This window comes from Martinezella sp. CNPSo 3957 (genome assembly GCF_057784395.1).
Genome location: NZ_JBXSOU010000001.1, coordinates 249,455 through 273,559, shown reverse-complemented (window position 1 = coordinate 273,559; position 24,105 = coordinate 249,455). Strand labels below are relative to the sequence as shown.

21 protein-coding genes and 4 pseudogenes are annotated in these 24,105 nt (G+C 59.1%); 5 read left to right on the top strand and 20 right to left on the bottom strand.

All coding sequences use genetic code 11. The features are described from left to right. Window positions 1-163: 163 nt before the first annotated feature. Window positions 164-276 (top strand): annotated as a pseudogene (locus AC13QE_RS01295) (IS5/IS1182 family transposase); the annotation flags it as partial. Window positions 277-661: 385 nt separating this feature from the next. On the opposite strand, the gene AC13QE_RS01290 reads toward AC13QE_RS01295, so the two are convergent. From AC13QE_RS01290 to AC13QE_RS01260, 7 genes and pseudogenes are all read right to left on the bottom strand, one after another. Then, window positions 662-1,633, bottom strand: coding sequence for an alpha/beta fold hydrolase (locus AC13QE_RS01290; protein ID WP_488482238.1), 972 nt, complete (start codon window positions 1,631-1,633; stop codon window positions 662-664). Window positions 1,634-1,976: 343 nt separating this feature from the next. Next, a complete protein-coding gene (locus AC13QE_RS01285) occupies window positions 1,977-2,867 on the bottom strand; it encodes a LysR family transcriptional regulator (RefSeq protein ID WP_488482237.1) in 891 nt (296 codons plus the stop codon). 57 nt (window positions 2,868-2,924) lie between these two features. Next, window positions 2,925-3,257, bottom strand: coding sequence for a hypothetical protein (locus AC13QE_RS01280; protein ID WP_488482860.1), 333 nt, complete (start codon window positions 3,255-3,257; stop codon window positions 2,925-2,927). A gap of 23 nt (window positions 3,258-3,280) precedes the next feature. Next, window positions 3,281-3,367 (bottom strand): annotated as a pseudogene (locus AC13QE_RS01275) (DUF1348 domain-containing protein); the annotation flags it as partial. Continuing rightward, window positions 3,366-4,376 (bottom strand): annotated as a pseudogene (locus AC13QE_RS01270) (FAD-binding oxidoreductase); the annotation flags it as partial. The pseudogenes AC13QE_RS01270 and AC13QE_RS01275, both read right to left, overlap by 2 nt. 59 nt (window positions 4,377-4,435) lie before the next feature. Beyond that, entirely contained in the window at window positions 4,436-5,047 is a 612-nt protein-coding gene (locus tag AC13QE_RS01265) for a glutathione S-transferase family protein (protein WP_488482236.1), read from the bottom strand. A 174-nt stretch (window positions 5,048-5,221) separates the two neighbouring features. Next, on the bottom strand, window positions 5,222-6,142 hold the full coding sequence (locus AC13QE_RS01260; RefSeq protein WP_488482859.1) for a LysR family transcriptional regulator: 921 nt from the start codon (window positions 6,140-6,142) through the stop codon (window positions 5,222-5,224). Between the two features lie 99 nt (window positions 6,143-6,241). Here AC13QE_RS01260 and AC13QE_RS01255 point away from each other — a divergent pair, with 99 nt between their 5' ends. Further along, window positions 6,242-7,657 (top strand): aldehyde dehydrogenase family protein, encoded by a 1,416-nt coding sequence (locus AC13QE_RS01255; protein WP_488482235.1) that lies wholly within the window; start codon window positions 6,242-6,244, stop codon window positions 7,655-7,657. Between the two features lie 87 nt (window positions 7,658-7,744). Here the strand turns inward: AC13QE_RS01255 and AC13QE_RS01250 are convergent. The 12 genes and pseudogenes from AC13QE_RS01250 to AC13QE_RS01195 form a co-directional block, all read right to left on the bottom strand. Next, window positions 7,745-8,032, bottom strand: a pseudogene (locus tag AC13QE_RS01250) (zinc-binding dehydrogenase); the annotation flags it as partial. 228 nt (window positions 8,033-8,260) lie between these two features. Continuing rightward, the gene (locus tag AC13QE_RS01245; RefSeq protein ID WP_488482234.1) at window positions 8,261-9,208 is read right to left on the bottom strand and encodes an acyltransferase domain-containing protein; all 948 of its coding nucleotides are present in this window, start codon (window positions 9,206-9,208) and stop codon (window positions 8,261-8,263) included. 14 nt (window positions 9,209-9,222) lie between these two features. Further along, on the bottom strand, window positions 9,223-10,725 hold the full coding sequence (locus AC13QE_RS01240; protein ID WP_488482233.1) for an ABC transporter substrate-binding protein: 1,503 nt from the start codon (window positions 10,723-10,725) through the stop codon (window positions 9,223-9,225). 68 nt (window positions 10,726-10,793) lie between these two features. After that, entirely contained in the window at window positions 10,794-11,795 is a 1,002-nt protein-coding gene (locus tag AC13QE_RS01235; RefSeq protein WP_488482232.1) for an ABC transporter ATP-binding protein, read from the bottom strand. After that, window positions 11,792-12,766, bottom strand: coding sequence for an ABC transporter ATP-binding protein (locus AC13QE_RS01230; RefSeq protein WP_488482231.1), 975 nt, complete (start codon window positions 12,764-12,766; stop codon window positions 11,792-11,794). The genes AC13QE_RS01235 and AC13QE_RS01230 overlap by 4 nt, the downstream gene beginning before the upstream one ends. Further along, window positions 12,766-14,307: a gamma-glutamyltransferase family protein gene (locus AC13QE_RS01225; RefSeq protein WP_488482230.1), complete on the bottom strand. Its 1,542-nt coding sequence runs from the start codon at window positions 14,305-14,307 to the stop codon at window positions 12,766-12,768. The genes AC13QE_RS01230 and AC13QE_RS01225 overlap by 1 nt, the downstream gene beginning before the upstream one ends. Further along, the gene (locus AC13QE_RS01220; RefSeq protein ID WP_488482229.1) at window positions 14,304-15,224 is read right to left on the bottom strand and encodes a polysaccharide deacetylase family protein; all 921 of its coding nucleotides are present in this window, start codon (window positions 15,222-15,224) and stop codon (window positions 14,304-14,306) included. The genes AC13QE_RS01225 and AC13QE_RS01220 overlap by 4 nt, the downstream gene beginning before the upstream one ends. Before the next feature lie 22 nt (window positions 15,225-15,246). Then, complete coding sequence (locus AC13QE_RS01215) at window positions 15,247-16,035, bottom strand: SDR family NAD(P)-dependent oxidoreductase (RefSeq protein ID WP_488482228.1); 789 nt, start codon at window positions 16,033-16,035, stop codon at window positions 15,247-15,249. A gap of 1 nt (window position 16,036) precedes the next feature. After that, window positions 16,037-16,894 (bottom strand): ABC transporter permease, encoded by an 858-nt coding sequence (locus AC13QE_RS01210; protein WP_488482227.1) that lies wholly within the window; start codon window positions 16,892-16,894, stop codon window positions 16,037-16,039. Beyond that, window positions 16,891-17,820 carry an ABC transporter permease gene (locus AC13QE_RS01205; RefSeq protein WP_488482226.1) on the bottom strand — a complete coding sequence of 310 codons (930 nt, stop codon included), beginning with the start codon at window positions 17,818-17,820 and terminating at the stop codon, window positions 16,891-16,893. The genes AC13QE_RS01210 and AC13QE_RS01205 overlap by 4 nt, the downstream gene beginning before the upstream one ends. A 78-nt stretch (window positions 17,821-17,898) precedes the next feature. Next, window positions 17,899-19,398, bottom strand: coding sequence for an ABC transporter substrate-binding protein (locus AC13QE_RS01200; RefSeq protein ID WP_488482225.1), 1,500 nt, complete (start codon window positions 19,396-19,398; stop codon window positions 17,899-17,901). After that, entirely contained in the window at window positions 19,399-20,103 is a 705-nt protein-coding gene (locus tag AC13QE_RS01195) for a GntR family transcriptional regulator (protein WP_488482858.1), read from the bottom strand. It abuts the gene before it with no gap. Here AC13QE_RS01195 and AC13QE_RS01190 point away from each other — a divergent pair. Then, a complete protein-coding gene (locus AC13QE_RS01190) occupies window positions 19,993-20,253 on the top strand; it encodes a hypothetical protein (RefSeq protein ID WP_488482877.1) in 261 nt (86 codons plus the stop codon). The two genes, AC13QE_RS01195 and AC13QE_RS01190, sit on opposite strands and share 111 nt — an antisense overlap. 308 nt (window positions 20,254-20,561) lie before the next feature. Here AC13QE_RS01190 and AC13QE_RS01185 read toward each other — a convergent pair whose 3' ends face one another. Then, window positions 20,562-21,296, bottom strand: coding sequence for an SDR family NAD(P)-dependent oxidoreductase (locus AC13QE_RS01185; protein WP_488482224.1), 735 nt, complete (start codon window positions 21,294-21,296; stop codon window positions 20,562-20,564). A gap of 101 nt (window positions 21,297-21,397) precedes the next feature. Between AC13QE_RS01185 and AC13QE_RS01180 the strand changes: the two genes are divergently transcribed. After that, complete coding sequence (locus AC13QE_RS01180) at window positions 21,398-22,303, top strand: LysR family transcriptional regulator (RefSeq protein ID WP_488482223.1); 906 nt, start codon at window positions 21,398-21,400, stop codon at window positions 22,301-22,303. A gap of 559 nt (window positions 22,304-22,862) precedes the next feature. Further along, window positions 22,863-23,966, top strand: coding sequence for a dimethylsulfone monooxygenase SfnG (gene sfnG / locus AC13QE_RS01175; protein WP_132720989.1), 1,104 nt, complete (start codon window positions 22,863-22,865; stop codon window positions 23,964-23,966). The last annotated feature ends 139 nt before the right edge of the window (window positions 23,967-24,105 follow it).

Genomic DNA, 24,105 nt, shown 5'->3' with positions numbered 1-24,105 from the left:
AAGCTCCCGATTTCGTTGTATCATGCTCATATAAATTAAGGAACAATCCATTCGCGTGGAATATAGGCGAAGTTATTTCCATCAAAGAGCGCAGGTGCACGGATCAAATTTCAACAGTTTCCACCTATGCAGCTGCGATTGAAAACAGCTTGATTGATCATCGATGCCACACAAACATAACGCCACTCGCCGTCATCACATCGGCAAGATGAGTTCAAGGTGACGAACTGGGCGGAGTATGATGCGGGTCTGCGTCAACGTGGCAGTCTGACCCTTTGAATAACGTCGGAGGCTGTTGAGGGTTGAGAGCGCGACGACGCAAGACAAGAGGAGGGTAGTCGCTTCCAGTAGTCACAGTTTGCTCTTGAAGGGAATCGAACCGCCGACCCCGTCTTTCATTGGCGATATTTGCCGCAAATTCTTCTTCGCGAGTAGCTGCTTGCTCTCCGGAAAAGCCGGCATGTGCTTCGGAAGCGAACCGCCAGCTGCCTGCAGACCCGGCCCGACCGATAACGATACGGAAGAACGGCACAGGTACGCGTGTGACAACCCGTTCGGTGGAGACGAGCCAGTGAACGAAGTGCATCACGATTGTGATGCTCCTCCCCCGTTGGAGGCTTCCTGAGCTCGCTCTCGACTGGCGCAGGAAGCCCGTGCTTTTTCATTTCGCGATATTGCGATCGAGGAAACTCCGGATCAACGGTGCCATCTCGTCCAGCTTGTCTTCAAGCGCAAAGTGGCCCGTATCAAGGAGATGGAACTCTGCTTCGGGAAGATCGCGAAGATAGGGATGCGCGCCCTCTTCCGGGAAGATCTTGTCGTTCTTGCCCCAGACGATCAGCGTCGGCGGCTTGCGGTCGCGGAAGAACGCCTGGAACTGCGGATAGAGCGGCAGGTTGGTGCGGTAGTCGTAGAACAGGTCGAGCTGGATATCCTTGTTCCCCGGCCGGTCGAGCAGCGCCTGGTCGTGCACCCAGTTGTCGGGGCTGATGCGGGTCAGGTCCTTGACGCCATCGGTATATTGGAACTTGGTCGTCTCCAGCGCGACGAGCCCCGAGAGCGCTGCCCGATCCTTCTTCGCCCCCGACTTCCAGTAGGCGCGGATCGGGTTCCAGAAATCGCGAATGCCTTCGTCATAGGCATTGCCGTTCTGGACAATCAGTCCCGTGACGCGATCCGGATGCTTGAGCGCCAGCCGGTAGCCGACAGGTGCGCCATAATCCATGACATACATCGAATACTTGGCGGCACCGAGCTTGGTCAGCAACGTATCGACGATATCGGCATAGTGGCCGAAGGAATATTCGAACCTGGTGTGATCGGGTGCGTCGCTCTGACCGAAACCCGGATAGTCAGGGGCAATGACCCGGTAGCGGTCAGCGAGCAGCGGGATCAGGTTGCGGAACATGTGAGACGACGTCGGAAAGCCGTGAAGCAGGACGACGACCGGGCCGTCGGCTGGGCCGGCTTCGCGATAGAACACGTTCACGCCGTCGATCTTTACGGAGCGATAATGGACCGCCGCAGGTACTTGCTGAGCGATCGCAGGTGTTTCGGCGAAGACTACGCTTGCGGGGACGGTAACAAAGATGCTGGCGGATGCGAGAAGCAGGGCGGCAAGAGTGCGGGACATTGTGGTTCTCCTCAATGGCGGGTGACAAGCTTATTGCCTGGAATCAACATCGCTCTTTCGGCGTAGAAGAAGAATGTTCGTATTGGACAAGGGATTATTACGTCTGGTGATATGAGTGGCCGGATTGAGCGGTTATTTGGATGAACCGTGACAGTTGCGCCGGCGTTGGTGAACGTCCCTTTCGGCCAGATCGCAGCCAATGCGATCAGCTTGCCCATGCAACAATTGCGCTTAGTAACAACCGGGCTCTTATGTCTGCTTCAACGTTGATCCAGCACAAATTGGCGGCGAGACCGAGCATTCAGCTCAGTTGGATTTGGGTCTATTCCGGTGACTTAAAGGGCTAATTGAGAAGCCTGTTCTCACGGAGGCTGGCCGAAGCCATATCAACAAACGTTCGAACCTTCGCAGGAGCATGCCGGCCCTCGGGATGCAGTATGTGAATGGGCAGAGGTGGTTCCTCGTACTCGCTGAGCACGATCTGTAACTCTCCCGCCATCAATGCGGGCCCAATTTGGTAATGAAGTATTCTTGTGAGGCCCCATCCCTCGCGTGCTGAATGTATGACAGCTTCGTTGGTATTGCATTGCAGAACCGGCTCAACCGTCACACGCTGATCATCGGCAAACCGCCACTCAGGCGATGCCCAAGCTGCAGTCGATGCAGCAATGCGGTGGTCTTTGAGATCGGCCGGCGATTTCGGGACACCGTAGCGTTCGAAGTACTTGGGCGAGCCACACATCACGCGACGAACAGTTCCCACCTTGATAGCGGTAAGGCCTGAATCCGGGAGATGACCAATGCGAATGGCCACATCAATGCCTTCTTCCACGATATTAACTGGCCGATCGACGAAAAGCGTCTTCGCCTTCACCGTGGAGTATGTGTCGAGATAGCGCGTCACGATCGGAAGCACATACATCTGACCAAATAAAACTGATGCTGTGATGTAGAGAGTCCCCGTCGGGGTGGCGTACGAACCACCGGCCGCCGCTTCCGCCTCTGCTATATCTGCCAGGATCCGACGGCAATCGTCAAAATAACGCGCTCCGGCCTCGGTCATCTTCACCGAGCGGGTTGTTCGGACGAAGAGACGAGCTCCGATCAGGTCTTCCAGAGATGCGACGGCACGAGTGACAGCCGGGGCGCTCATGAACATCTGGCGAGCGGTATCTGCGAAACTTTCGGTTTCAGCAACCTTCACGAAAATCCGCATTGCTTGCCAACGGTCCATCCACTCCCCCCCAAAGCACTCGGTTTTCCAATACCTTAAGTGCTCGAAACCGAAGCCTCAAGGGGCATCATGCCGAATATCAAGGTTGATTGGGTTAGCGCGGATGGCTTGCGCAATGCGTTCTATTTCCGCACAGGCTTCTACGGAAAGGCCAGCGTATAATGCGCGCTGGCGGCTTTCCTGGCAGGCATCCAGCGCAAGCGAGATCGCCACCGAGATCTTGAAATCGAAGCTGGAACCGCGCCTTGCGACGTCCATCTCAGCGCCGGTCATGCCGAGGGCACGACCGGCTTCCTCCTGCTTCCCGAGTAAGGGCTGGCCCGCACTGGTTCCGGCAAGAGCAAGCTCTATTGAAAGCCTCACCCGTGGATCAATTGACGAGCCGACCATTTTCAATCTCCCCGATGTGCGGGCTAAAATCCAAAATCGCTCAACCCCGGATGGCCGTCCGGCCGGCGGCCAAGCGGCCAACGAAACTTGCGATCCGCTTCAGCGATCGGTCATTGGCCGCCAGCTTGTGGCAATCTCTGTGGCGAGAAGACGGTCCGCCGCTTGCTGCCAGCTCCCCGTCATCAGGGAACTCGGCGACCAGCCGTCCTTCTGAAAAGCCCATCTCGAAGCCAGTGCATTGCGGCGACGAACGAGACGTGTCGGCTTGAATGTCCAAAAGCGCTCAGCGCCCTGGAAGGCGGCGATCTCGGGCGAGTCGAAAATGACTTCGGCTTTCCCCGTCATCTGCAGCATATCGCCCGTTTTGAAATCCACGAACAGAAGTCCCGCCTTTCCGTTCAGCAGGATGTTGCCGAGCGTCGCGAAGAAGAGATTTCCATCGAAGTCGGGGATTGTCAGGATGCCGTCGTCACCGACGCGAACAAATCCGGCGTTTCCACCGCGATGTGAGACGTCCACTTGGCGCCGGTCTTCGCGATCGACGTAGGAGGCAACGAAAAACGCGTCAGCTTCTCGAATAATCGTGCGTGCCTGATCATCAAGTGCAGGCAGCTCCTCAACTTCACCTTGAAACAAGGTTCCCGGCTGGCGTTCGAACGCGAAGTCGCGCAGCTGAATGTAGCGCGGGCAATTTCCGAAGCTCTGGTCAACATCGACGCGGAAACCGCCATCGATCGTCGAGACAAAACCATTCATGCGGTTGCGGCGACGCGTGTGCATCTCGATACCGAGAAGACCAATCGGCAAGCCGTCGGCCAGTCCTTCGCTTGCTGGGTCGCTCGGATCTCGGGTCGCGGCAATGTCCAAAACGACGGGAGAGGGTGACGACATGAAACCCGGCTGGCCTTCGACAAAAGTCGCCCAGGCGTCACCGGCTTGATCGACACTACCAAGAACGATGAAAGGCAGTTGGGCGTAGAAGTCTCGATGCTGGTCGGGCATGAAATCGCGAACGACACGCTCGCCCACAGCGGCCATGCGTTCCTTTACGCCGAGCTTTTCCTGGATAAAGGTCTCGCCTTCATGCCACGCCGGCAGTTTTTTAAGCTTCATGGACATCTGCATTCTCCAGAAAAAGAGGCCGAGAGCGTGCGAGGTGCCGCACGCCCTATCGAGGTTCAGGCGGCAAGACCGACGGGCGTTTTGACGAAGTCGACGAAACCCGGAAGCTGCTCGACGCGAGCCAGCAAAGCATTGATGGAGGGATAGGCGCTAAGGTCGACATTGCCTTCCGGAGCGCGCGCGACATAGCTGTAGATCGCGACATCGGCGATCGTCGGGCCGTTGCCCACCAGCCATTCCCGCCCTTGCAGCTGGCTCTCGATCCGGCCAAGGATGGTGTGTGCACGGCCAATGACCTCTTCCGGATTGAACTTGGCACCGAAGACCGTCACCAGACGAGCGGCTGCCGGACCGTAGGCGATCTCACCGGCTGCAACCGAAAGCCACCGCTGAACGTCGGCCGCTCCTTTTGCATCTTCAGGAAGCCATGCCGCCTGAACTGCCTTCTTGGCGACGTAGACTAGGATCGCGTTGGAATCCGAAATGAAGACATCGCCATCCGCCAGAACCGGGACCTGCCCGAAGGGATTCATTTTCAGGAAGTCGGGCTGCTTGTGAGCGCCAGCCTTCAGATCGACCTCGACCAGCTCGTGCGGAAGTCCGATCAGTGAAAGGAAGAGCCTGGCGCGGTGCGAGTGGCCCGACAACGGATGGTGATAAAGTTTCATATGGTCGCTCCTGATTTAAAACTGGGTCCATTCCCGATCCGTGAGCACAGGATGCAACGAGCGATCGGCCAGCTGAATATTCATGTTTGACATTGGACCGTTACGCTGCATGAAACAGTGCCGAAACCGCCGAGATGACAGGTGGGTTTCGCACCAACCCTGAAGAGCGATCCCCTAAATTGAAGGAGGTCTCTCAACGTCCATTTTTTCCCGCAGCGCCTTGATCAAGTCGACGAAGTGGCGGAGTTTCGCCGGGATGTTCCGTCTTCCCGGATAGTAGAGACACAGCCCCGGGTATGGCGGGGTCCAATCGGCGAGGACTTGCTCCAGCCTTCCAGCGGCCACATCGTCGGCGATCTGCCATTCGTTCAAATAGGCAAGTCCGGCTCCATTTCGGGCCGCCCGCAGCATCAAATCGCTGTCATCAAGCGTGAGCTTGCCCGGAACATCGAGCGAGAAAGTCTCTCCCCTTCGCTCGAACTCCCAGCGGTAGATCGCGCCACTCGCCATTCGGGCGCGGATACAATGGTGATCGTGAAGGTCAACCGGAACCTGTGGCTTTCCATAGCGTCGGAAGTATTCGATCGATCCGACGATGGCAGGGCGGATGCTGTCGCCGATCGGAACGACCACCATGTCATGGGGAACGGCCTCCCGGATCCTTATTCCGGCATCGAAGCCCTTTGCGTTGACGTCGACCAGCGCGCCCTCGGTGACGATCTCCACCGACATCAGCGGGTTCCGGCGCATGTATTCCAGGATCAGCGGCGTCAGGATCATCCGGATCGCACCGACCGAGGCGTTGATGCGCAAGGTGCCCGTCGCTTCCGCTCGGTGCTCGTCGACGTGCTCGACGGCGCTACGGATCGCCTCCAGCGCCGGACCGACGCTTGCCACGAACTGTTCACCTGCTGCTGAAAGGACCACGCTCCGCGTCGAACGGTTGAACAGTCTGACACCCATGCGCGTCTCCAGCGCGGCGATCTGCTGGCTGAGGGATGATGAGGAAATTCCCAGTTCGCGAGCCGCAGCTCGAAAACCACCTTGGGAAGAAACGGCGAGGACCGCCTCGAGTTCGGCAAGAGAGCCACGCATCATTGTCCGTAATTTCCTATCAGCCTGAGCACTTTTGGCCAGCTTATCAGGACAATCCCAAAATGCCAGATATGCCTCAACAGTCAAAAGGAGTTAGAAATGCGCGACATCGACAAAATCTATATCGACGGCCAGTTCGTCACGCCGCAGGGGAACGAGACGGCCGATCTCCACAATCCGTCCACGGAAGAGAAGATCGGCAGGGTCCGCCTCGGCGGTCTCCAAGACGCGCAGGAGGCCGTTGCGGCGGCGAAACGTGCTTTCCCCGCGTTTTCACGTACGACGAAGGGCGAGCGCATCGACATGCTGAAGCGGTTGAATGCCGCTGTTGCCGCCCGCGTCTCCGATCTCACCGAAGCGATGGCGCTCGAATACGGCGCTCCGCAGACTTTCACGCGTTTCGCTATTCCCCATGCTGCTTCGAGCTTTCTCACCATGGCGAACGTTCTGGAGGGCTACGAGTTCGAGCGCCATATGGGTCGAGCGCGCGTGGTCATGCAGCCGGTCGGTGTCGCCGCCGCCATCACGCCATGGAACAGCAACATCGGCTTCATCACGTCGAAGCTCGCAACCGCCATCGCCGCCGGCTCGACCATCGTCATCAAACCAAGCGAGATGAGCGCGATACAGACAGAGGTCCTGGCCGAGTGCCTGCATGGAGCGGGGTTGCCGAAAGGCGTGTTCAACATCGTCAACGGGCTCGGCAATGTCGTCGGCGCGGAACTCAGCCGGCATCCGGATATCGCGAAAGTGACCTTCACCGGATCCACCGCGGTCGGCAGGGAAATCCTGCGTAGCGCGGCCGACACCTTCAAGCGCGTCACGCTGGAGCTTGGCGGCAAGGGTCCGAACATCATTCTCGACGACGCCGATCTGGATGTGGCCATCCCCGCCGTACTGCGGATGGGCTTCATCAACAGCGGCCAGTCCTGCATCGCCGGCACCCGCGTTCTGGTTCCGAACCGTCGGCTAGATGAAGTGCTGGCCAGGCTGAAGCAGGAGACTGAGAGGTTCAAGGTCGGCGCTCCCGATGATCCGGACGCGATGATCGGGCCGATGGTCAGTCAGAAGCAGTACGACCGCGTCCAGTCCTATATCGGGCTGGGGACACGAGAAGGCGCCAGCCTCCTGACGGGCGGTCTCGGACGGCCTACCGGACTGGATCGTGGCTGGTTCGCGAAGCCGACCATATTCACGAATGTCGACGCCCGGATGCGCATCGCGCGCGAAGAAATATTCGGTCCGGTCCTTTCGGTTATCGCCTATAGCGACGAGGGCGAGGCAGTGTCCATCGCGAACGACACCCAGTACGGGCTTCAGGCCTATCTTCACGGCACCGACGCCGCACGCATGCAGACGCTCGCGGATCGACTGGAGTGCGGCCGCGTGGTCGTCAATGGCGCGCCGCACGAACCGCTCGCTCCCTTCGGCGGCTTCAAGCAGTCGGGTATCGGTCGCGAGTATGGCGTGTTCGGCCTCGAGGCGTTCCTGGAACCGAAAGCCGTTATCGCCTGATAAGAACGGGATCGTCAGCCTGGCCTGCGGAGATTCCGTCGAGTAGGCCGAGACGACTCCGTCGCGGGCCAGACAAATAATCGCGACGTCGATGTTGGCGGAGATGTCGACGTCTACGATGTGGTCGACGCCGTGGCCGCCGGTCGCCGATCGTACGCCTTGAGCGACATCCTCTTCGTGCCGGTTGAGCATAAGATCAGCCCCGGCCGCTCGCGCGACCTCAGCCTGCTCCTCGCGGCTCACCGTCGCCACCCACGCCCCTGCCCATTTCGCAAGAAGGATCGCCGCATTGCCGACAGCACCTGCTCCTCCCTGTACAAGGACCCGCTTGCCCCGCAAGTCTCCGTCGGCGAACAGGCAGCGATGCGCGGTCATTGTTGGCACACCGAGCGACGCTCCGATCTCGGAGGACACGTTGTCGGCCAACGGCCTTCACGGAGGGCACGACGACGAATTCCGCCGCGGCCCCGAACGCGCGGCCCCATTGCGCCATGTAGATCCAGACCCTTTCGCCGAGCAGTGTCTGGGGCACGCCCTGACATCACCTAACAGGCTCCTTCAGCAAGATCCGCTCACCGGACGCTCACGGGCATCGCGCGAAATCTACGTTAGGACTATCGCGTCAGAGAGACACGAAATCGCTTTATCCAACGTCGGTCGGTCCTGGGCGAACTGGTTCAGGGTTGGGAGGAAGATCGATGACGTATTCTTCGGCAACAGATATTTGACAGCCGTCGACAATGTACCGCTGGGGCCGACATCGACGAACATGCAATCCTGCCGGGACACAAGTTGTGCGATGGTCGATTGGAAATCCACCGGCTTCCGGATAACCTCCCACAGATGCATTTCATCGACATCGGCGATCCCCTGACCTTTCTGTGCGGAAATTATGGGTATCCTTGGCCGCGCATAATCGAACGATCCCGACATCTGCAGGAAGAACGGCCTCAACGGCTCGATCACGGGCGAATGAAACGCGAAATTGACCGCCAGTCGCTGCGTAACGATGCCGAAGCTGCCGAGATGGGCCTGCAGTTTCGCGATCTCTCCCTCCAGTCCGCTGACAACAAAATTGGTGTCGAAGTTCCTGCCGGATATGCTGCAACGGGCAAAAGCGTCGGGGTGATCGTCAATCATCCCTTCATTGCCAAGGATGGCCAACATTCCCCCTGCCGGGCTTTTCTTCTTCAGCAATTGTGCGAATTCCGTCGCGAGCCGTATCCCCTGCTCCAATGACAGGACTTCGGCAACGACGCAGGCTGCCAGTTCGCCTAGACTGTAGCCCAAGAGATAATCGGGACATATGCCGGCCTCCTGCAAAAGCTTGGCCAGACAGAATTCGATGGAAAGCAGCGCTGGATTGGTCAGGAGAATATCGTCGAACCTGTCCATCCGGTCGTGCCCACCGTAAAGCGTTGCCGTCAGCGACTGACCTGTCGCATCCTTGACCAGGACATCGCAATAATCCATCCACAGCCTGAACCGGGGTCCAAAACTCCGATACCGGCTGTGTTGCCGGGATCTGGGATAGTTCCAGAATGCAGACATAGCTGCGCTTGCTATTATTGGCGCCACTGTAAACGATTGAGGAAGAAGCTCTCGTTCGGCGTCGGTTGAAAGTCCAAATTTTTGGCCGCCCCGTAGATCGACACCATCTGGTAAAGCGGCACGGTCGGTATTTCACTTGCAATGAAGCTGCCGATCTTTTCGTAGTCGGCAAGGCGCTTCTTCTCATCCAGCGATGACGCTGCTTCATCCAGCAGGGCATCGATCTCGGGCTTGGCAGTGATGGTCCAGCTGCTGCCGGAATGAAAGAGTGAATAGAGAGCCCCGTCTGCATCCTGACAGGCACAGGACGAGGTGCTGATGGCAAGTGTGGGACCGTCCGCTGGCCCCTTCTGGATCAATTGCAGGAAGGTCGGCGTATCGACATTGACGATCTCGACGTCGAAGCCGACATCCTGCAGCTCCTGCTGAATGGCTTGCGCAACCCTCTGGTCGAAGAAGGCGCCGATCGTCAGCTGAAATTTGGCCGGTCTACCGACAGCCGCGATCAGCGATTTTGCCTTGTCCGGATCGAAGGGCAGTCCCTTGATCGTATCGCTCCAGCCAAAATGCGCCGGCGTCACCATCTCGGCGATCGGCTTGTCGAGTCCGCCGAGGATGCCCTGCGTAATGCCCTCCTTGTCGATCGCTGAGGCCAATGCCTGACGAAGCTCAAGCTTGTCGAACGGCGGCTTGTTCGGATTGATGCGAATATAGGCAAGCCGTTCGGTGAGGACAGGCAACGCCTTGGCATTCGGGGACGTCTGCAATTGCCCGGCCTGGTCGGAGGTCAACGCCCTTGCCAGATCCACGGTACCGGACTGGATGTCGGCCAGCCGCGTCGACGCATCGGGCACGGCACGGAAGACAGCCGTCGCGAATGGCCCTTTCGCTCCCCAGTAGCTGTCATTGCGCGCAAGCGTCACCGAAACGCCCTTGTCCCACTTTACGAAACGGTATGGGCCACTCCCCACTGGCTGAAGGTTGAAGGCTGCATTCCCAACCTTTTCGACGACGTGTTCAGGGACGATGGATAGGTTCGTCAGTGCGGCTAGAAGAGCGGGAGAGCTCGTCTTCAAGGTCAACGTCACCTCGTGATCGCCTGTTACGGCAGCCTTGAGGATCTTGCCGAATTGCGCGCGTTGTGGACTTGCAAATTTCGGATCGATGATGCGGTTGACACTGAATGCAACATCGCCGGCTGTCAGAACGCTTCCGTCGTGGAAGTGAACGTCGTCGCGAAGCGTAAACATGATCTCGGTATCCGAGACGTTTTTCCACGCGGTGGCGATCTGCGGGACGATCTTGCCTGCATTATCGCGGGTCACGAGGTTGTCGAAGATGTTGCGATAGACGAAGTAGCTATCGGGATTCCATTGCAGTTGAGGATCGAGGGTTGACGGCTCATTGACGAGGTCCACCACGATCTGCTGCCTTTCGGCCGCCTGGACCGCGGTCACGGCGGACAGCATCGATAGACCGATGCCCGCCACCAATACAAGACGCTTATGCCACTTCATTTTCCGGTTCCTCAAATGATCGATCATTGTTGATGATAGTCAGCTCCTCGCGGCAGGACCGGCGGCAATCATGTCGTGCCCTTGATCTCGACCGCAGGAGCCCGCAGGTGACAGGCGGCTTGATGGTCTCGCTCCACGAGGTTCAATGCCGGCGACAGTTCCCGGCAAATGGTCGCCGCAATCGGACATCGTGTCGAAAAACGGCAACCGACCGGCGGATCGGCGGGGCTCGGCAAGTCGCCTTCGAGAAGGATACGCTGCCGCCGTCGCTGGGCGACGGGATCGGGCAACGGCACCGCGCTGAGCAAGGCCTCGGTATAGGGATGCGTTGGTCGCGCAAAGACGTCGGCCGTCGCCCCGACCTCGGCGATGCGGCCGAGATACATGACCGCTATCCGATCGGCGAAATGGCGCACGACCGACAGGTCGTGAGAGATGAACAGGTAGGAAAGACCGAACTGACGCTGCAGCTCGAAGAGCAGATTGAGGATTTGCGAACGGATCGACACATCAAGCGCAGAGACCGGTTCATCCAGAATCAGCAGTTTCGGTTGAAGTGCGATCGCCCTTGCGATGACGATGCGCTGGCGCTGGCCGCCGGAAAAAGCGTTCGGCTTGCGGTCAGCATGTGCCGGATTGAGCCCGACCAGTTCCAGAAGCTCTGCGACGCGTCGACGCCGCTCCTGCGCGGTTCCGACACCATGAATGGCCAGCGGCTCGGCAATGCTGTCACCAATGTCCATTCGCGGGTTGAGTGCGGAGAGCGGGTCCTGAAACACGATCTGAATATCCCGCAGCCGTGCAGCGGATCGATCCACGCCTTTGGCGGCAAGATCGCTATTCTCAAAGAAAATTTTCCCCGAGCTTACCTTCTGCATCCCGACGACGGCCGCGCCGAGCGTCGACTTGCCAGACCCGGATTCACCGACAAGCGCCAGGCTCTGTCCAGCTTCGATATCCAGATCGACACCATCGACGGCCTTCAGCAATCCTGTCGAATGCCCGAAGAAGCCGCGACGGATGGGAAAATGCACATGCAGATCGCGAATCGAGAGCAGCGGCGTGGTCATACCAAGCTCCCGACACGATCCTGGTGCCAGCAGGCGGCGCTACGGCTCGACGCCATCGGCTCAAGCCGCGGCACCTGGCGACAGTCTTCATCCGCAAGCGGACAACGCGTCGAGAACCGGCATCCAGCCGGCCACGCGCCTGCATCGGGCACCGTCCCCCTGATCGTCGGCAAAAGCTCCCCGGCATCGCTCCCATCCAAACGCGGGATGGTTGACAGCAGCAATCTCGTATAGGGATGCCTCTGTTCACTGAAGATCGCATCGACATCGCCAACTTCGGCAATTCGGCCGCCATACATCACCGCAACCTGGTCGGCGATATCGGCAACAACACCCATGTCATGGGTAATCATCAGGATCGCGGTTCCAGTTTCATCGCGCAGTCGTTTCATCAAATCGAGGATCTGCGCCTGAATGGTGACGTCGAGTGCCGTCGTCGGCTCGTCGGCGATCAACAGTCGCGGCCTTGTGATCAAGGCCATGGCAATCATGACGCGCTGGCACATGCCGCCCGACAGCTCGAACGGATATTGCCGCGCGCGCATTGCCGCCTCCGGGATTCCGACGTCTGCAAGCATGTCGATCGCCTGATGCCATGCCTGCCGGCGGCCCAGCTTGCGATGAACGATGAGACTTTCGGCGATCTGGCGGCCGACCGGCATCAGCGGGTTGAGGGATGCGACGGGCTCTTGAAAGATCATCGCAAGCTCGCTGCCGCGCAGCCGCATCAGCTCCTTCCTATCGAGGCTGGAAAGATTGCGTCCGTTCAGTTGTACCGAGCCGCCGACCATGGTTGCCGCGGCTGGAAGAAGGCCCATGACGGCGAAAGCCGTCATGGATTTGCCGCACCCCGACTCGCCGACGATGCTGACGATCTCGCCGGCATTGACCGACAGGCTGACGCCATCGACCACAGCCTTGCGGTCAATGGAGACCTGCAGCATCTCTACGCTCAAGACCGGTGCCGTCATCAGATAGTCGCCTCGCCGACGGCCGCCCAGGGATTGCGCGGATGGACCATGCCGGTATTGATGCCATCGCGTCGCATCACCACGGACGGCACGGCAAAATTGACCGGATAGAGCGTGTCATCGATCACCTGAACGTCGAAGTCGGCGGCAATCGACGCGGCCACCTCTGCCCCGGCCGTTCGGTTCACCCTGATCGTCGTGCCGCTGGCATCGATACGCGGACTGAAGAGCGCCTTCTCCAACGACATGCCGAAAGCCAGGACGTAGGAGAGGATTTGCGCGACCGCCGGTACGATCTGCCTTCCTCCCGCTGCGCCAAGAGCCAGCTCCGGCAGACCGTCACGCGTCGCAATGATCGGACACATATTGGCAAGCGGCTGCTTGGCCGGAGCGATCGAATTCGGATGCCCCGGCCTTGGATCGAACCACATCAGGCCATTATTGAGAGCAAATCCCAATTCCGGCACCACGACCTTGGAGCCGAAGCGGGACAGAAGCGTATTGGTGAGCGAAACCATGGTCCCATGTGCATCGACCACGCTGACATGGCTGGTACAGCTTTCGCCAGCGGCGTGCCCCATATGCTTGAGACGATATTCGCTGGCGCGGCGCAACGCTCGCGCAAAAGCAAGAGCGGTCGTTCCAGAATGCGGATCGGCATCGCACGGAAGCTCTTCAAGCTCATCGAGCGTGGCAAGCAAGGTCGGGCCGCCGGAAAGACCAGGCACCACGTGGACGCGCCGTCCCATGTAGGAGCCGATGGCGGGCTGCAGCCACTTCGGTGCGTAGGCGCGCATATCTGCTTGCGAAAGAGCGGAGCCGCCTTTCGAAAGGTCTGCGACCAGCAAATCCGCAATCTGGCCCTCGTAGAAATCGCGCGCTCCCTCGCGCGCCAGCCTTTCCAGCGATGCGGCCTTGGCCTTCAACGGCAAAAACAGCGACCGGCCGCCTTCCGGTACGCGCGGCGCGCGGCCATCGCGAAGAAAGAGATCGGCGGCACCCTTGAACTGCGCGAGGTTATGGCCGTCGATGGCGAGCGCAAGGGCTGCATACCAATCGACCTGCAAACCGCGATGGGCGTGTTCGATCGCCGGCGCCAGGGCATCGGCCCAGGAAATGGTGCCGAAGCGATCAAGCGCCTCGGCAAATCCGGCAACGGCTCCGGGTACGCAGATCGATCCGTAACCGAGCAGGTTGCGATCGCCCTGGACGGAAGGCCATTCGAACCAGTCCCCATCCTGACCGGCGACCAGGGGGTAATCATCAGGCCGGAGGGCCGCTGGCGAAATAACATTGAAATCGAGCACGTCGACCGCCTCGGAACCGCCGTCGGCCCGTAGCATGAAGCCGCCCCCGCCAATGCCGGAAAGCCATGGTTCCACGACGCTGAGAACGAGAGCCGTCACAATGGCTGCATCGACGGCATTACCACCTGCCGAAAGGACGCGAGCGCCGGCCTCGGCCGCCAGCCAGTTCTGGCAGGCGACCAGACCGTATTCGCTGCGTGTCTCCTGCTTGCCGATCGACCAGGTCTCGTTCATGGCCTTGCCCCGAAACGCCGCGCGCCTATGGCGGAGGGAATGGCCGAGGCAACAGAAAACCGACCGGAATTTACTGACGACGCGTGATGGGCCGCAATTTCGGCCGCGGTGGCAATCCAAGTGCCTGGCTCGGCGGTCATGGCCTCCATCAGCTTTTCGAGTGTGGCAATGCGCTGCGCCCTGCCGGAAATCCAGTCATGAACCGTCAGGGTGAAGAGGCCTCCGAAGCGGTGCAGCGCCCGCCATTCGGCAAGCCAGTCCTCTAGCACGGCACTGCCTGAGACTGGCGCCCAGCGTTCGTTACCGCTGCCTTCGAACTTGTAAAAGATCGCGTCGTCCAAGGCCCATTGGACCGGGATCTCAACAACGCCATCGATATCATATGGATGGTCAAAGCCCATCAGCGAGGAGTCGTAGGCGAGGCCCCGCGCCTTGATCTCAGCCAGCATATGCGGGGTCATCTCCCAGGCGGGCGAGCGAAAGCCGACCGGCAATCTTCCTGTCTGCCGTTCGAACAGTTCGAGGCTGCTGTCGAGAGCCGCACTGAACTCATCCTCACGGATTTCACGAACCAGTTCGTGGAAATAGCCATGCAGCCCTATCTCATGACCGGCAGCAAGAAGGGCCGGAAGCAGATCGGGATCGGATTCGGCGACAATGGCCGGCACATAGAAGCTTGCCTTCACACGATAGCGGTCGAACAGATCGAGAAGACGACCAAGCCCCGAACGCAACCCGAAACGGCGGATCTCGAGCCGTGCGAGACGATCCGGAATACCGTCCCGATGCTCCCAGAGATAAGGAGCGATTGCATCGACATCGACACTCAAAAGGACGGCACTCTGCTTTCCCTCCGGCCACTCGTAAGCCGGAAAGGGAGAGAAGCCCTTTGAGGCCCTGGCTCGATCCTCGACCATGTTCCTATCCTCCTGCCTTGCCTCAGAGCGGCTTCTTTTTTGCCTGGAAGACGGCAAGCGAGCCAATCGAATTGCCGCCGTCGACGGTCAGCGTCGCCCCCGTGACATAGGCAGCTGCATCCGACGCCAGATAGAGGACGGCGGTCGCGGCATCATCCGGCGACGAAATCCGGCCAAGGGGAATATTGCCGACGACCGTGTCGATATGCTCCTGCGTGAGATGGCTAACGTCGCTGCCCGGCGCAAAGCCCGGCTCGACGATGTTGACCCGGATGCCGAATTCGGCGAGCTCCAGGGCGAGCCCCTTGTTCAGACGGTCGAGTGCGGTCTTCGAGGTGCAGTAGGGAACGACCGTGCTGCGCATCTTGCGCGATGCGCCGGAAGAAATATTGACGATCGAGCCCTTCACGCCTTTGTCGATCATCTGAAGGGCAACGCCTTGCGACAATAGGAACGGCGCACGAAGATTGATGTCGAAGATCCGGTCCCAATCCTCGGCAGTCAGGTCGAGCAGGAAGCCGGACGGATAGATGCCGGCATTGTTGACGAGAACGTCGGCCGAGCCCCAGTGGCCGGCGATGGCGGAAAGGAGCGACTTGATATCCGCATCGGAGGTCAGATCCGCCACATGCTGCAGATGGCCCTCGCCAATCTCTTGCGCCGCTGCAGCAAGGCGGTGGCCGTCGGCATCGGTCAGGAGAAGCTCGGCGCCAGCCTTGGCGAAAGCGTTAGCGATCCAGCCACCGAAAATGCCGGCAGCCCCTGTCACGACCACACGCTTGCCTTTGAAATCTTCAGAGAAATCGACCATTTTACGCACTCCTTGGGTCAAGGCGATCCCTTAGGAAATCGCCCAGGACATTGACGGACAAAACAAGAAGAAAAAGCGCCAGCCCCGGCATGACGGAGAGCCACCAGGCATTGGCGACATAGTTGCGGCCAACCGAAAGCATTGCTCCCCAGCTTGCGGTCGGCGGCTGCACGCCAAGGCCGAGGAAGGACAACCCTGCTTCGAACAGCACCATCAGACCGAATTCAAGGGTGGCGACGACGACGAGTGCGCCTGCGATATTCGGCAAGACATGGTAGCGCAGCACCCGCAGCCATCCTGCGCCCATCGCTCGCGAAAGGCGGAGATAGGACATATTGGTGATAACAAGGGTCTGGGCATAGGCAACGCGCGCGTAACGCGGCCATCGTGTGAGAGCCAGAACAAGGACGACATTCTGCAGGCCCGGCCCAAGCGTTGCCACGGTGATGATGGCAAGCAGAATGGCGGGCACAGAAAGCACGATGTCGACGAGGCGCATGACCACGGTTTCGACCCAACCGCGATAAAAGGCCGCGAGCATTCCGAAAATGCAGCCGGCAATGCCTGAGAGCAATACCGACGCGAATGCGACGAGCAGCGAGACGCGCGCTCCGTAGAGCAGACGGCTCAGCGTATCGCGTCCCAGCTCATCGGAGCCGAACAGGAAATGCGTCATGCGGATAACGGTGCCTGGCGGCTTCAGGCGTCCGAGAAGGTTCTGTGCATTTGGGTCATAGGGAGCGATCAAAGGAGCGAATATGGCCGTAAGGACAATGATCGTCAGGATCAGGACCGAAAGGACGACCGTCAACGGCGGCTTTCCGGCCAGCCTGCTTGCTTTGGCAAGGGCCGCAATCATGCCGGTCTCCCGCCAAGACGAATGCGCGGGTCGATGAGGCTGTAGAGCAGGTCAGCGGCCAGATTGAGCAGGATCGCCACCGCCGCACCGATCAGTACGATGCCCTGGACCACGGCGAAATCGCGTGCGCTGATGGCCTGTATGGTCAACTGGCCGAGGCCTGGCCAGGCAAAGACCGTTTCGATAATGATCGCACCCGTCAGCAGATTGGCGATTTCAAGCGCGGAGATCGTCACGATCGGAACCGCGGCATTGCGCATGAGATGGTGAAAGACGAGGCGAAACGTCGACAGGCCCTTGGCGTGGGCGGTGCGAACATAATCCTTGCTCAGCTCATCGAGGACCGAGGTGCGCGTGACGCGGGCGAAGGTCGCCATCGACAGAAGACCGAGAGCAAAGGACGGCATCAGCAGGCTTTCGAGCCCGTTGGCCCCGGACGGCGGCAACCAGCGCAGAAAGACCCCGAAGAACATGATAAGCAGGACCGAAGTCCAGAAGGTCGGCATGGATTGGCCGACCAGCACGAGACCGATCAGCCAGCGGGCTTCCCAGCGCTTGCGCCGCACGGCCAGCACGACGCCGATCGGCACACCAAACCCGATGGCGACCAACAAGGCGCCGGCTGCAAGCTGCAACGTGTAGGGAATACGGCTGGCGATGATCTCGACCACTGGCAGGTTCTGCACATAGGAGCGACCGAGGTCGAATTGCGCCAGACTGGACAGGAAGTGGAAATACTGGATGTAAAGCGGCCTATCGAAGCCAAGAGCGGTCCGCATGACATCGATATCCGCCTGAGTGGCACCCTGCGGCACCAGCAGCAGCACCGGATCACCGGTCAGGCGTTGCAGAAAGAATACCAGCGTTATGACGCCGAACAAGGCGATGAAGGCCTGGATCAAGCGTCTGGCGATGAAGGCAGCCATCCCCTTTTCCTTTCCGCGACAATCCGGGCCTCGACAAACAGCCAGGCTGAACGCAGTTCGAACTTCGCCACGTCAGCTCTAGTCGTGCCAGCTTACCCTGTTGAGGAAGAAGCTCTCATTGGCCGTCGGCTTCCATTCGAGCTTGTCGGACGCACCGTAGATAACGGCTGCCTGATAGAGCGGCAGGATCGGAACATCCTTTGCAACGACCGTGGCGACATCCTTGTAGGCCTCGAGCCGCTTCTTCTCGTCGAGTGTATTGCGGGCGCTGTTGAGCAGCGCGTCGATGCTCGGGTCGGAAACGGCGGAAAATGAACTGCTGCTATGCAGCAGGGGGAAGGATATGCCATCCGCATCCTGACACGCGCAGGACCAACGGCCGAAGGAAATGGCCGGCTGCTTGACTTTCTCGCTCTGAACGCGCTGCAGATAGGTGGCAAAATCCACCGTCTCGACATTCACCTTGAAGCCGACATCATTGAGCTGCTGGACGATTGCCTGGACGATCCGTTGATCGAAGGTCGGAGAGGTCAGGAAAGCGATCGGCTGGGTCGCGACGCCGCCGGCCTTTTCCACGAGCTCATGTGCCTGTTTCGGGTCGAAGGGAAGGCCCTCGATGCCGGGAACATATCCCGTATAGACCGGCGAGGCCAATTGCGGGACGGGCTTGTCGTAGCCGCCAAGCAGGCCATCGACGATCGACTGCTTGTCGATGGCATAAGCAACAGCTCGCCGTAAATTGACATCGTTGAACGGAGGAATAGATGGGTTGAGCTTCAGATAGGCAATGCGCTCCGTCACCGCCGTCAACACTTTGATCCCACTTGCCCCTTGAAGCTGGGCTGCAAGATCCGGATCGAGCGTCACGGCAAGATCCGCGCTCCCTGCCTTCAAGTCCGCGACTCGGGTGGCGGCGTCCGGCACGGCACGAAATTCGGCACTATGAAAATAGCCCTTGCTGCCCCAATAACCATCGTTGCGCACCAGGGAAACGGCAACGCCGCGCTGCCACTTTTCGAATTTGTACGGACCGGAACCGACAGGCGAAAGATTAAAAGCATCGTCGCCTACGGTCTCAACAACATGCTTCGGTATGATCGAAAGCTTGACGAGCTGTGCCAGGAGCACCGGATAAGGCCCATTGGTGCGAATGGTCACTTCATGCGGGCCAGTGACCGCAGCCGACAGGATTTTGTTGAACTGGCTTAGCTGCGGGCTTGCGAACTTCTTGTCGATGATGCGGTTGACGCTGAAGGCGACATCGTCCGGGGTCAGTTTCTGTCCGTCGTGGAAAGTCGCGTCGTCGCGCAATGTGAAGGCAATTTCCGTGCCCGATTTATACGTCCAGGATGTCGCGATCGCCGGCACGATCTTGCCACTGTCATCGCGCGTGACCAGCTGGTCAAAGATGTTGCGATAGACGAAATAGCTATCCGGATTCCATTGCTTCTGCGGGTCGAGCGACGACGGCTCGCTCACAAGGTCGATCACGACCTTGTCCTTTGCTGCGGCATGGCCCGCAGCGGACATCATCGTCGCAACCGAAACGGCAATCGCAAGAGTTCTTATCGCGCGCATCTAAAAATCCTTTTTCAAAAACGATTGCTCCCGGACGGGACGAGAAATGTGGGCTTCATCACTTGATACCGAAGGACGCCTCGCCTTGCGCCCTAAGGGCGCAGCAAGCTCCGACTTCAGCAGACTTGCCTGGGTAAATTCGGCAAAGGCATCACAAGCGAGCCTGAGCAGCTCTGCCGCGTCGCCATTGCGATGCCCCTTCTTGGCCGCAACGAAATCGGTCCAGTCGACAGCCTCGAGACGCCGGACGGAGGATGCCTCGAAAAAATTGAGGTAATAATCGGCCCTATGCCACAGGATATCCAGCCAATCGGCAATCAGCGGCGCTCTAAGACGCGCGGCGAGCAGACCCCTGACCTGCCACTCATATTCCCGAATTAGGGATAGCTGCGATCCATGAGCCGAGCCACCCAATCGCAACGCCGCTTGCATGTCACACAAGCTCTCCAGCCGGGCAATATCGTCACCGGAAAGATCGACGTCCGCCAGAAGCGGCTCCAACCGAGCTCGACCTAGCGTAATTTCTCGCAGACCCAGCGCCGTAATCGAGCAAACCCGCCACCCACTTCTTGGCTGGGCTGAAACGAAACCCTTGTGCGCCAGGCGGCTGAGCGCGGATCGAACGACCCCGCGCCCGAACCGATAGGTATCGCAAAGAACCTGTTCGGAGAGGCGCTCACCCGGAGAAAACTCACCGAGCTTGATTGCGTTGCGAATCCTATCCTCGGCGATGGCAACGAGATCGCTGGGGCCTTGAACAAGAAAAGGGCTTTGATGGTCGAGCATATTGTAAAACTAACATCTCAGTTTTCAAAACTGAAGTCTCAAATGTCCTATTCCTCATCTTTTTTGTAGAGAATTTTTACACATTATGGATCGTTCGGGGTTTGGAGTTGCGAGCGCGTTCAGACACGGACGAATGCTCGCCGAAGCTAGCGAGCGCGGGAATAATTGGCTCACTGGCGCGAATGCGCATATCCATCGCGCCGGCTATGGCCGGCCCTATCCGTTCACCGTAGCGGCATAACGGCCGGCGCAGCTATTGCTGCCGAATTGCCGAGCAGGCTATGCGACCGGCAATGGACTTCACGCTTACGCCTGGGTGATGCTGTGACGGACGGAAGCCATGCCAGTCATGTCGGCTTGAGGCCGAGCACATTTCGTCATCCGATCCGCCAGCCGCCGTTCACCGAAATCACGGTTCCGGTCACGAATGATCCCGCCTCCGAGACGAGCCAGAGAACGGCGCCGGCTATATCGTCAGGCGTTCCCGCCCGGCCCACCGGCGTTGCGGCAACGATCTCCGACACGCGATCATCCGACCAACTCTCGGTGAAGCCGGTGCCTGCGATGAAACCGGGTGCTATCGCATTTGCCGTGATGGCGCGCGGCGCCAGTTCGCGAGCCAGAGCATAGATCAGGCCGTGCAAACCAGCCTTCGACGCTGCATAGGCCAAGCCGCCGGCCCGACTTCCTCCCGTTTGGGCACCGATCGAGCTGATATTGATGACACGACCGCCGGGACCGACAAGTTTTGGCGCAGCAATCAGTGTGGAGAGGAAACTCCCCTTCAGATTCGCGTCGATAACGGCATCCCAGCCCTGCTCCGCCTCGTCGGCCTGGGTCGTAAGGCTGACCGAGCGAACGAAGCCCGCGGCATTCACAAGAACGTCTATACGGGCGAAATCCGCAAACGCGCTTTCCACTTCGCTTCGCTTGCCAACGTCGGCACGACGCCATTGCGCGGACGGGCCGAGACGCTCCACGGCCTGGACCAGCCGGTCCTTGTTGCGTCCAATGATCACGACTCTGTAACCGGCCTTCACTAACGATGCGGCTACGCCGAATCCTATGCCACTTGCACCCCCGGTTACGATTGCGGTCCGAGTTTCACTCATTTCGATACCTCACGTGGAAAAAGATCTTTCCAAGCATGAGACAGGATTTTTGATATGTCGAATATGCTTTGCCAAGCCGTTTGATATGCTAGATATATTGCATGCTCAGTCTCCGCCAATTCCAGCAGTTTCTCGCTGTCGCAGAAACCATGAACTTTCGCCGGGCGGCGGAGCGCCTCAACATGGCGCAGCCGCCACTGACGACCGCCATCCGCCTGATGGAAGAGGAAATCGGCGTGCGGCTATTCGAACGCACCAACAGAATTACCCGTTTGACACCCGCGGGCGAGGTTTTGCGCGAGGAAGCACGGCGGGCAATCGCTCAAGCCGAGCGTGCGGTGACGTTGACAAAGCGTGCCGGCGAAGGTGCCATCGGAACGTTGCGGATCGGTTTCGTCGCCAGCTCCATCCATCATCTGATACCGCGGATCGTCGCCGGCTTTCGACGCGACAATCCCTCGGTCGTGTTGGAACTGGAAGAGGCGACATCCGCACGACAGATCAGCGCGGTCCTGGCCGACAGGATGGATGTTGGCCTTGTGGCGCTGCCGATCCCCTCGAGTGCGGAAACGCTGATAGCCACGAGCGTTCTGACGGAGAGCCGGCTTATCGCCGCGATACCAGCCGATCACCCTTTGGCATCTGAGCCGTCGCTTAGGCTTGCAGCCTTGGCGGGGGAATCGTGGATCCTCTTTCCGGAAAGTGAAGGACCGGGACTGTATTCGACGATCATGCAGGCATGCTCGGAAGCAGGATTTTCACCGCGTGTCGGGCAGCGTGCCGTACAGATGGAAACGATAATAGGCCTCGTGGCCGCGGGTCTCGGCGTGGCATTGGTGTCGGAAGCATTCCTGTCATCCGGCCGTGAGGGAGTAGCTTTTCGGCATCTCGATGGCATCGGAACGCCCATACCCTACAAGGTAGGCTTGGCGTGGCGAAATGACCAATCTTTGCCCGTCCTCTCTTCCTTCTTGCGTTTCGTGGAGCAACTTCTGCAAAGCGACTAGCTTTGACAACGGCTCAGTCGGGGCTTGTATTCTCAACCTAGGAGCCAGGCAGGGCGGCTCTCTCTGCACAAGCAAAGACCCAGCGCAAACCGCGGTAGTCTTTTTGTCCATTGCTCTATTTTAGCTAATTTCGCGGCAAGAACGGATCCCTCAGCACGTCGTTCGCCCCAACCGACAGCACTCGCAGATCATCTTTTTCTCAAAATCAGAAAACTTTGGGATAGGTTTGTTCGATAATCCATAAAATCTATAGACTATTATCAATATAATTTGAGGGATTTTTGCATGAGTGTGCTCGGTATTTCTGGCGCCATTCGGCGTGCGTCGCGGACAATTGGCCTTGTTAACGCGATCACAGGTGAGGTCCGAACCCATCTTGGCGCTAACGTCGGTGGGCTGGGACACGGAGGCGCGTCACCGCGCATCGGTTGGACTGTCGAAAAAATCCCTACTGTCTTGCCGTCTGCACGGCAGAGCGGCGATCACAAGTCATATCTCGCGCAAGCGATTGTCCGAACTTGGCGCAAGCGCGACCATTCTATAGAGAGGGAAGAGCATAATGTCGCATAGAAATAACGAAGCCGTAAAATTCGCTTACTGGGTACCGAACGTCTCGGGTGGCCTTGTCATCTCGAATATCGAGCAGCGTACGAGCTGGACGATCGAATACAACAGAAAGCTCGCGCAGATCGCCGAGGCGAGCGGTTTCGACTATGCGCTCAGCCAGATCCGTTTCACGGCGGGCTACGGCGCGGAATTCCAGCATGAATCCGTCTCCTTCAGCCATGCCCTGCTGGAATCGACAACCAGCTTGAAGGTCATTGCGGCGATCTTGCCGGGGCCGTGGAACCCGGCGCTTGCGGCAAAGCAGATCGCCACCATCAACCACCTGACCAACGGCCGCGTCGCCGTCAACATCGTCAGCGGCTGGTTCCGCGGCGAGTTTGCCGCCATCGGCGAACACTGGCTCGATCACGACGAGCGCTATCGCCGCTCCGAAGAATTCATCCGCGCGCTGCGCGGCATCTGGACCGAAGACAATTTCACATTCCGCGGCGATTTCTATCGCTTCAACAATTACTCGCTAAAGCCGAAACCGATTGATCCTCAGCCGGAAATCTTCCAAGGCGGCTCATCGCGGGCAGCCCGCGATATGGCGGCGCGCGTGTCCGACTGGTACTTCACCAACGGCAACACGCCGGCCGAAATCCGCAAGCAGGTCGACGATATTCAGTCGAAAGCCAGGGAAAACGGCCATTCCGTACGGATCGGCGTCAACGCTTTCGCGATCGTGCGCGAGACGGAAGAGGAAGCCAAGGCCGTTCTCGCCGAGATCATCGAGAAGGCCAATCCCGAGGCAGTCAATGCCTTCGGGCATGAGGTGAAGAATGCCGGCAAAGCCTCGCCGGAAGGCGAAGGCAACTGGGCGAAATCCTCCTTCGAGGACCTCGTCCAGTACAATGACGGCTTCCGCTCCAACCTGATCGGAACGCCACGACAGGTCGCCGAGCGCGTCGTCGCGCTGAAGCAGGCCGGTGCCGACCTGATCCTCCTCGGCTTCCTGCATTTCCAGGAAGAGGTGGAGTATTTCGGCAAGCGCGTCATTCCACTGGTGCGAGAACTGGAAGCGTCGCAGGCCGCGCAACAAGTCGCAGCGGAATAAACATTCGGAAAGAAGCGGGCCGCATTCGTGGTCCGCAATTGGCGAACTAGAACGGAGCCTTCACAGCTCCGACGGGAGCCTGTGCCTACGTCAGCCAACGAATGCTGTGAGGCAGAGTGAGAGGGAAGGACATACAGGC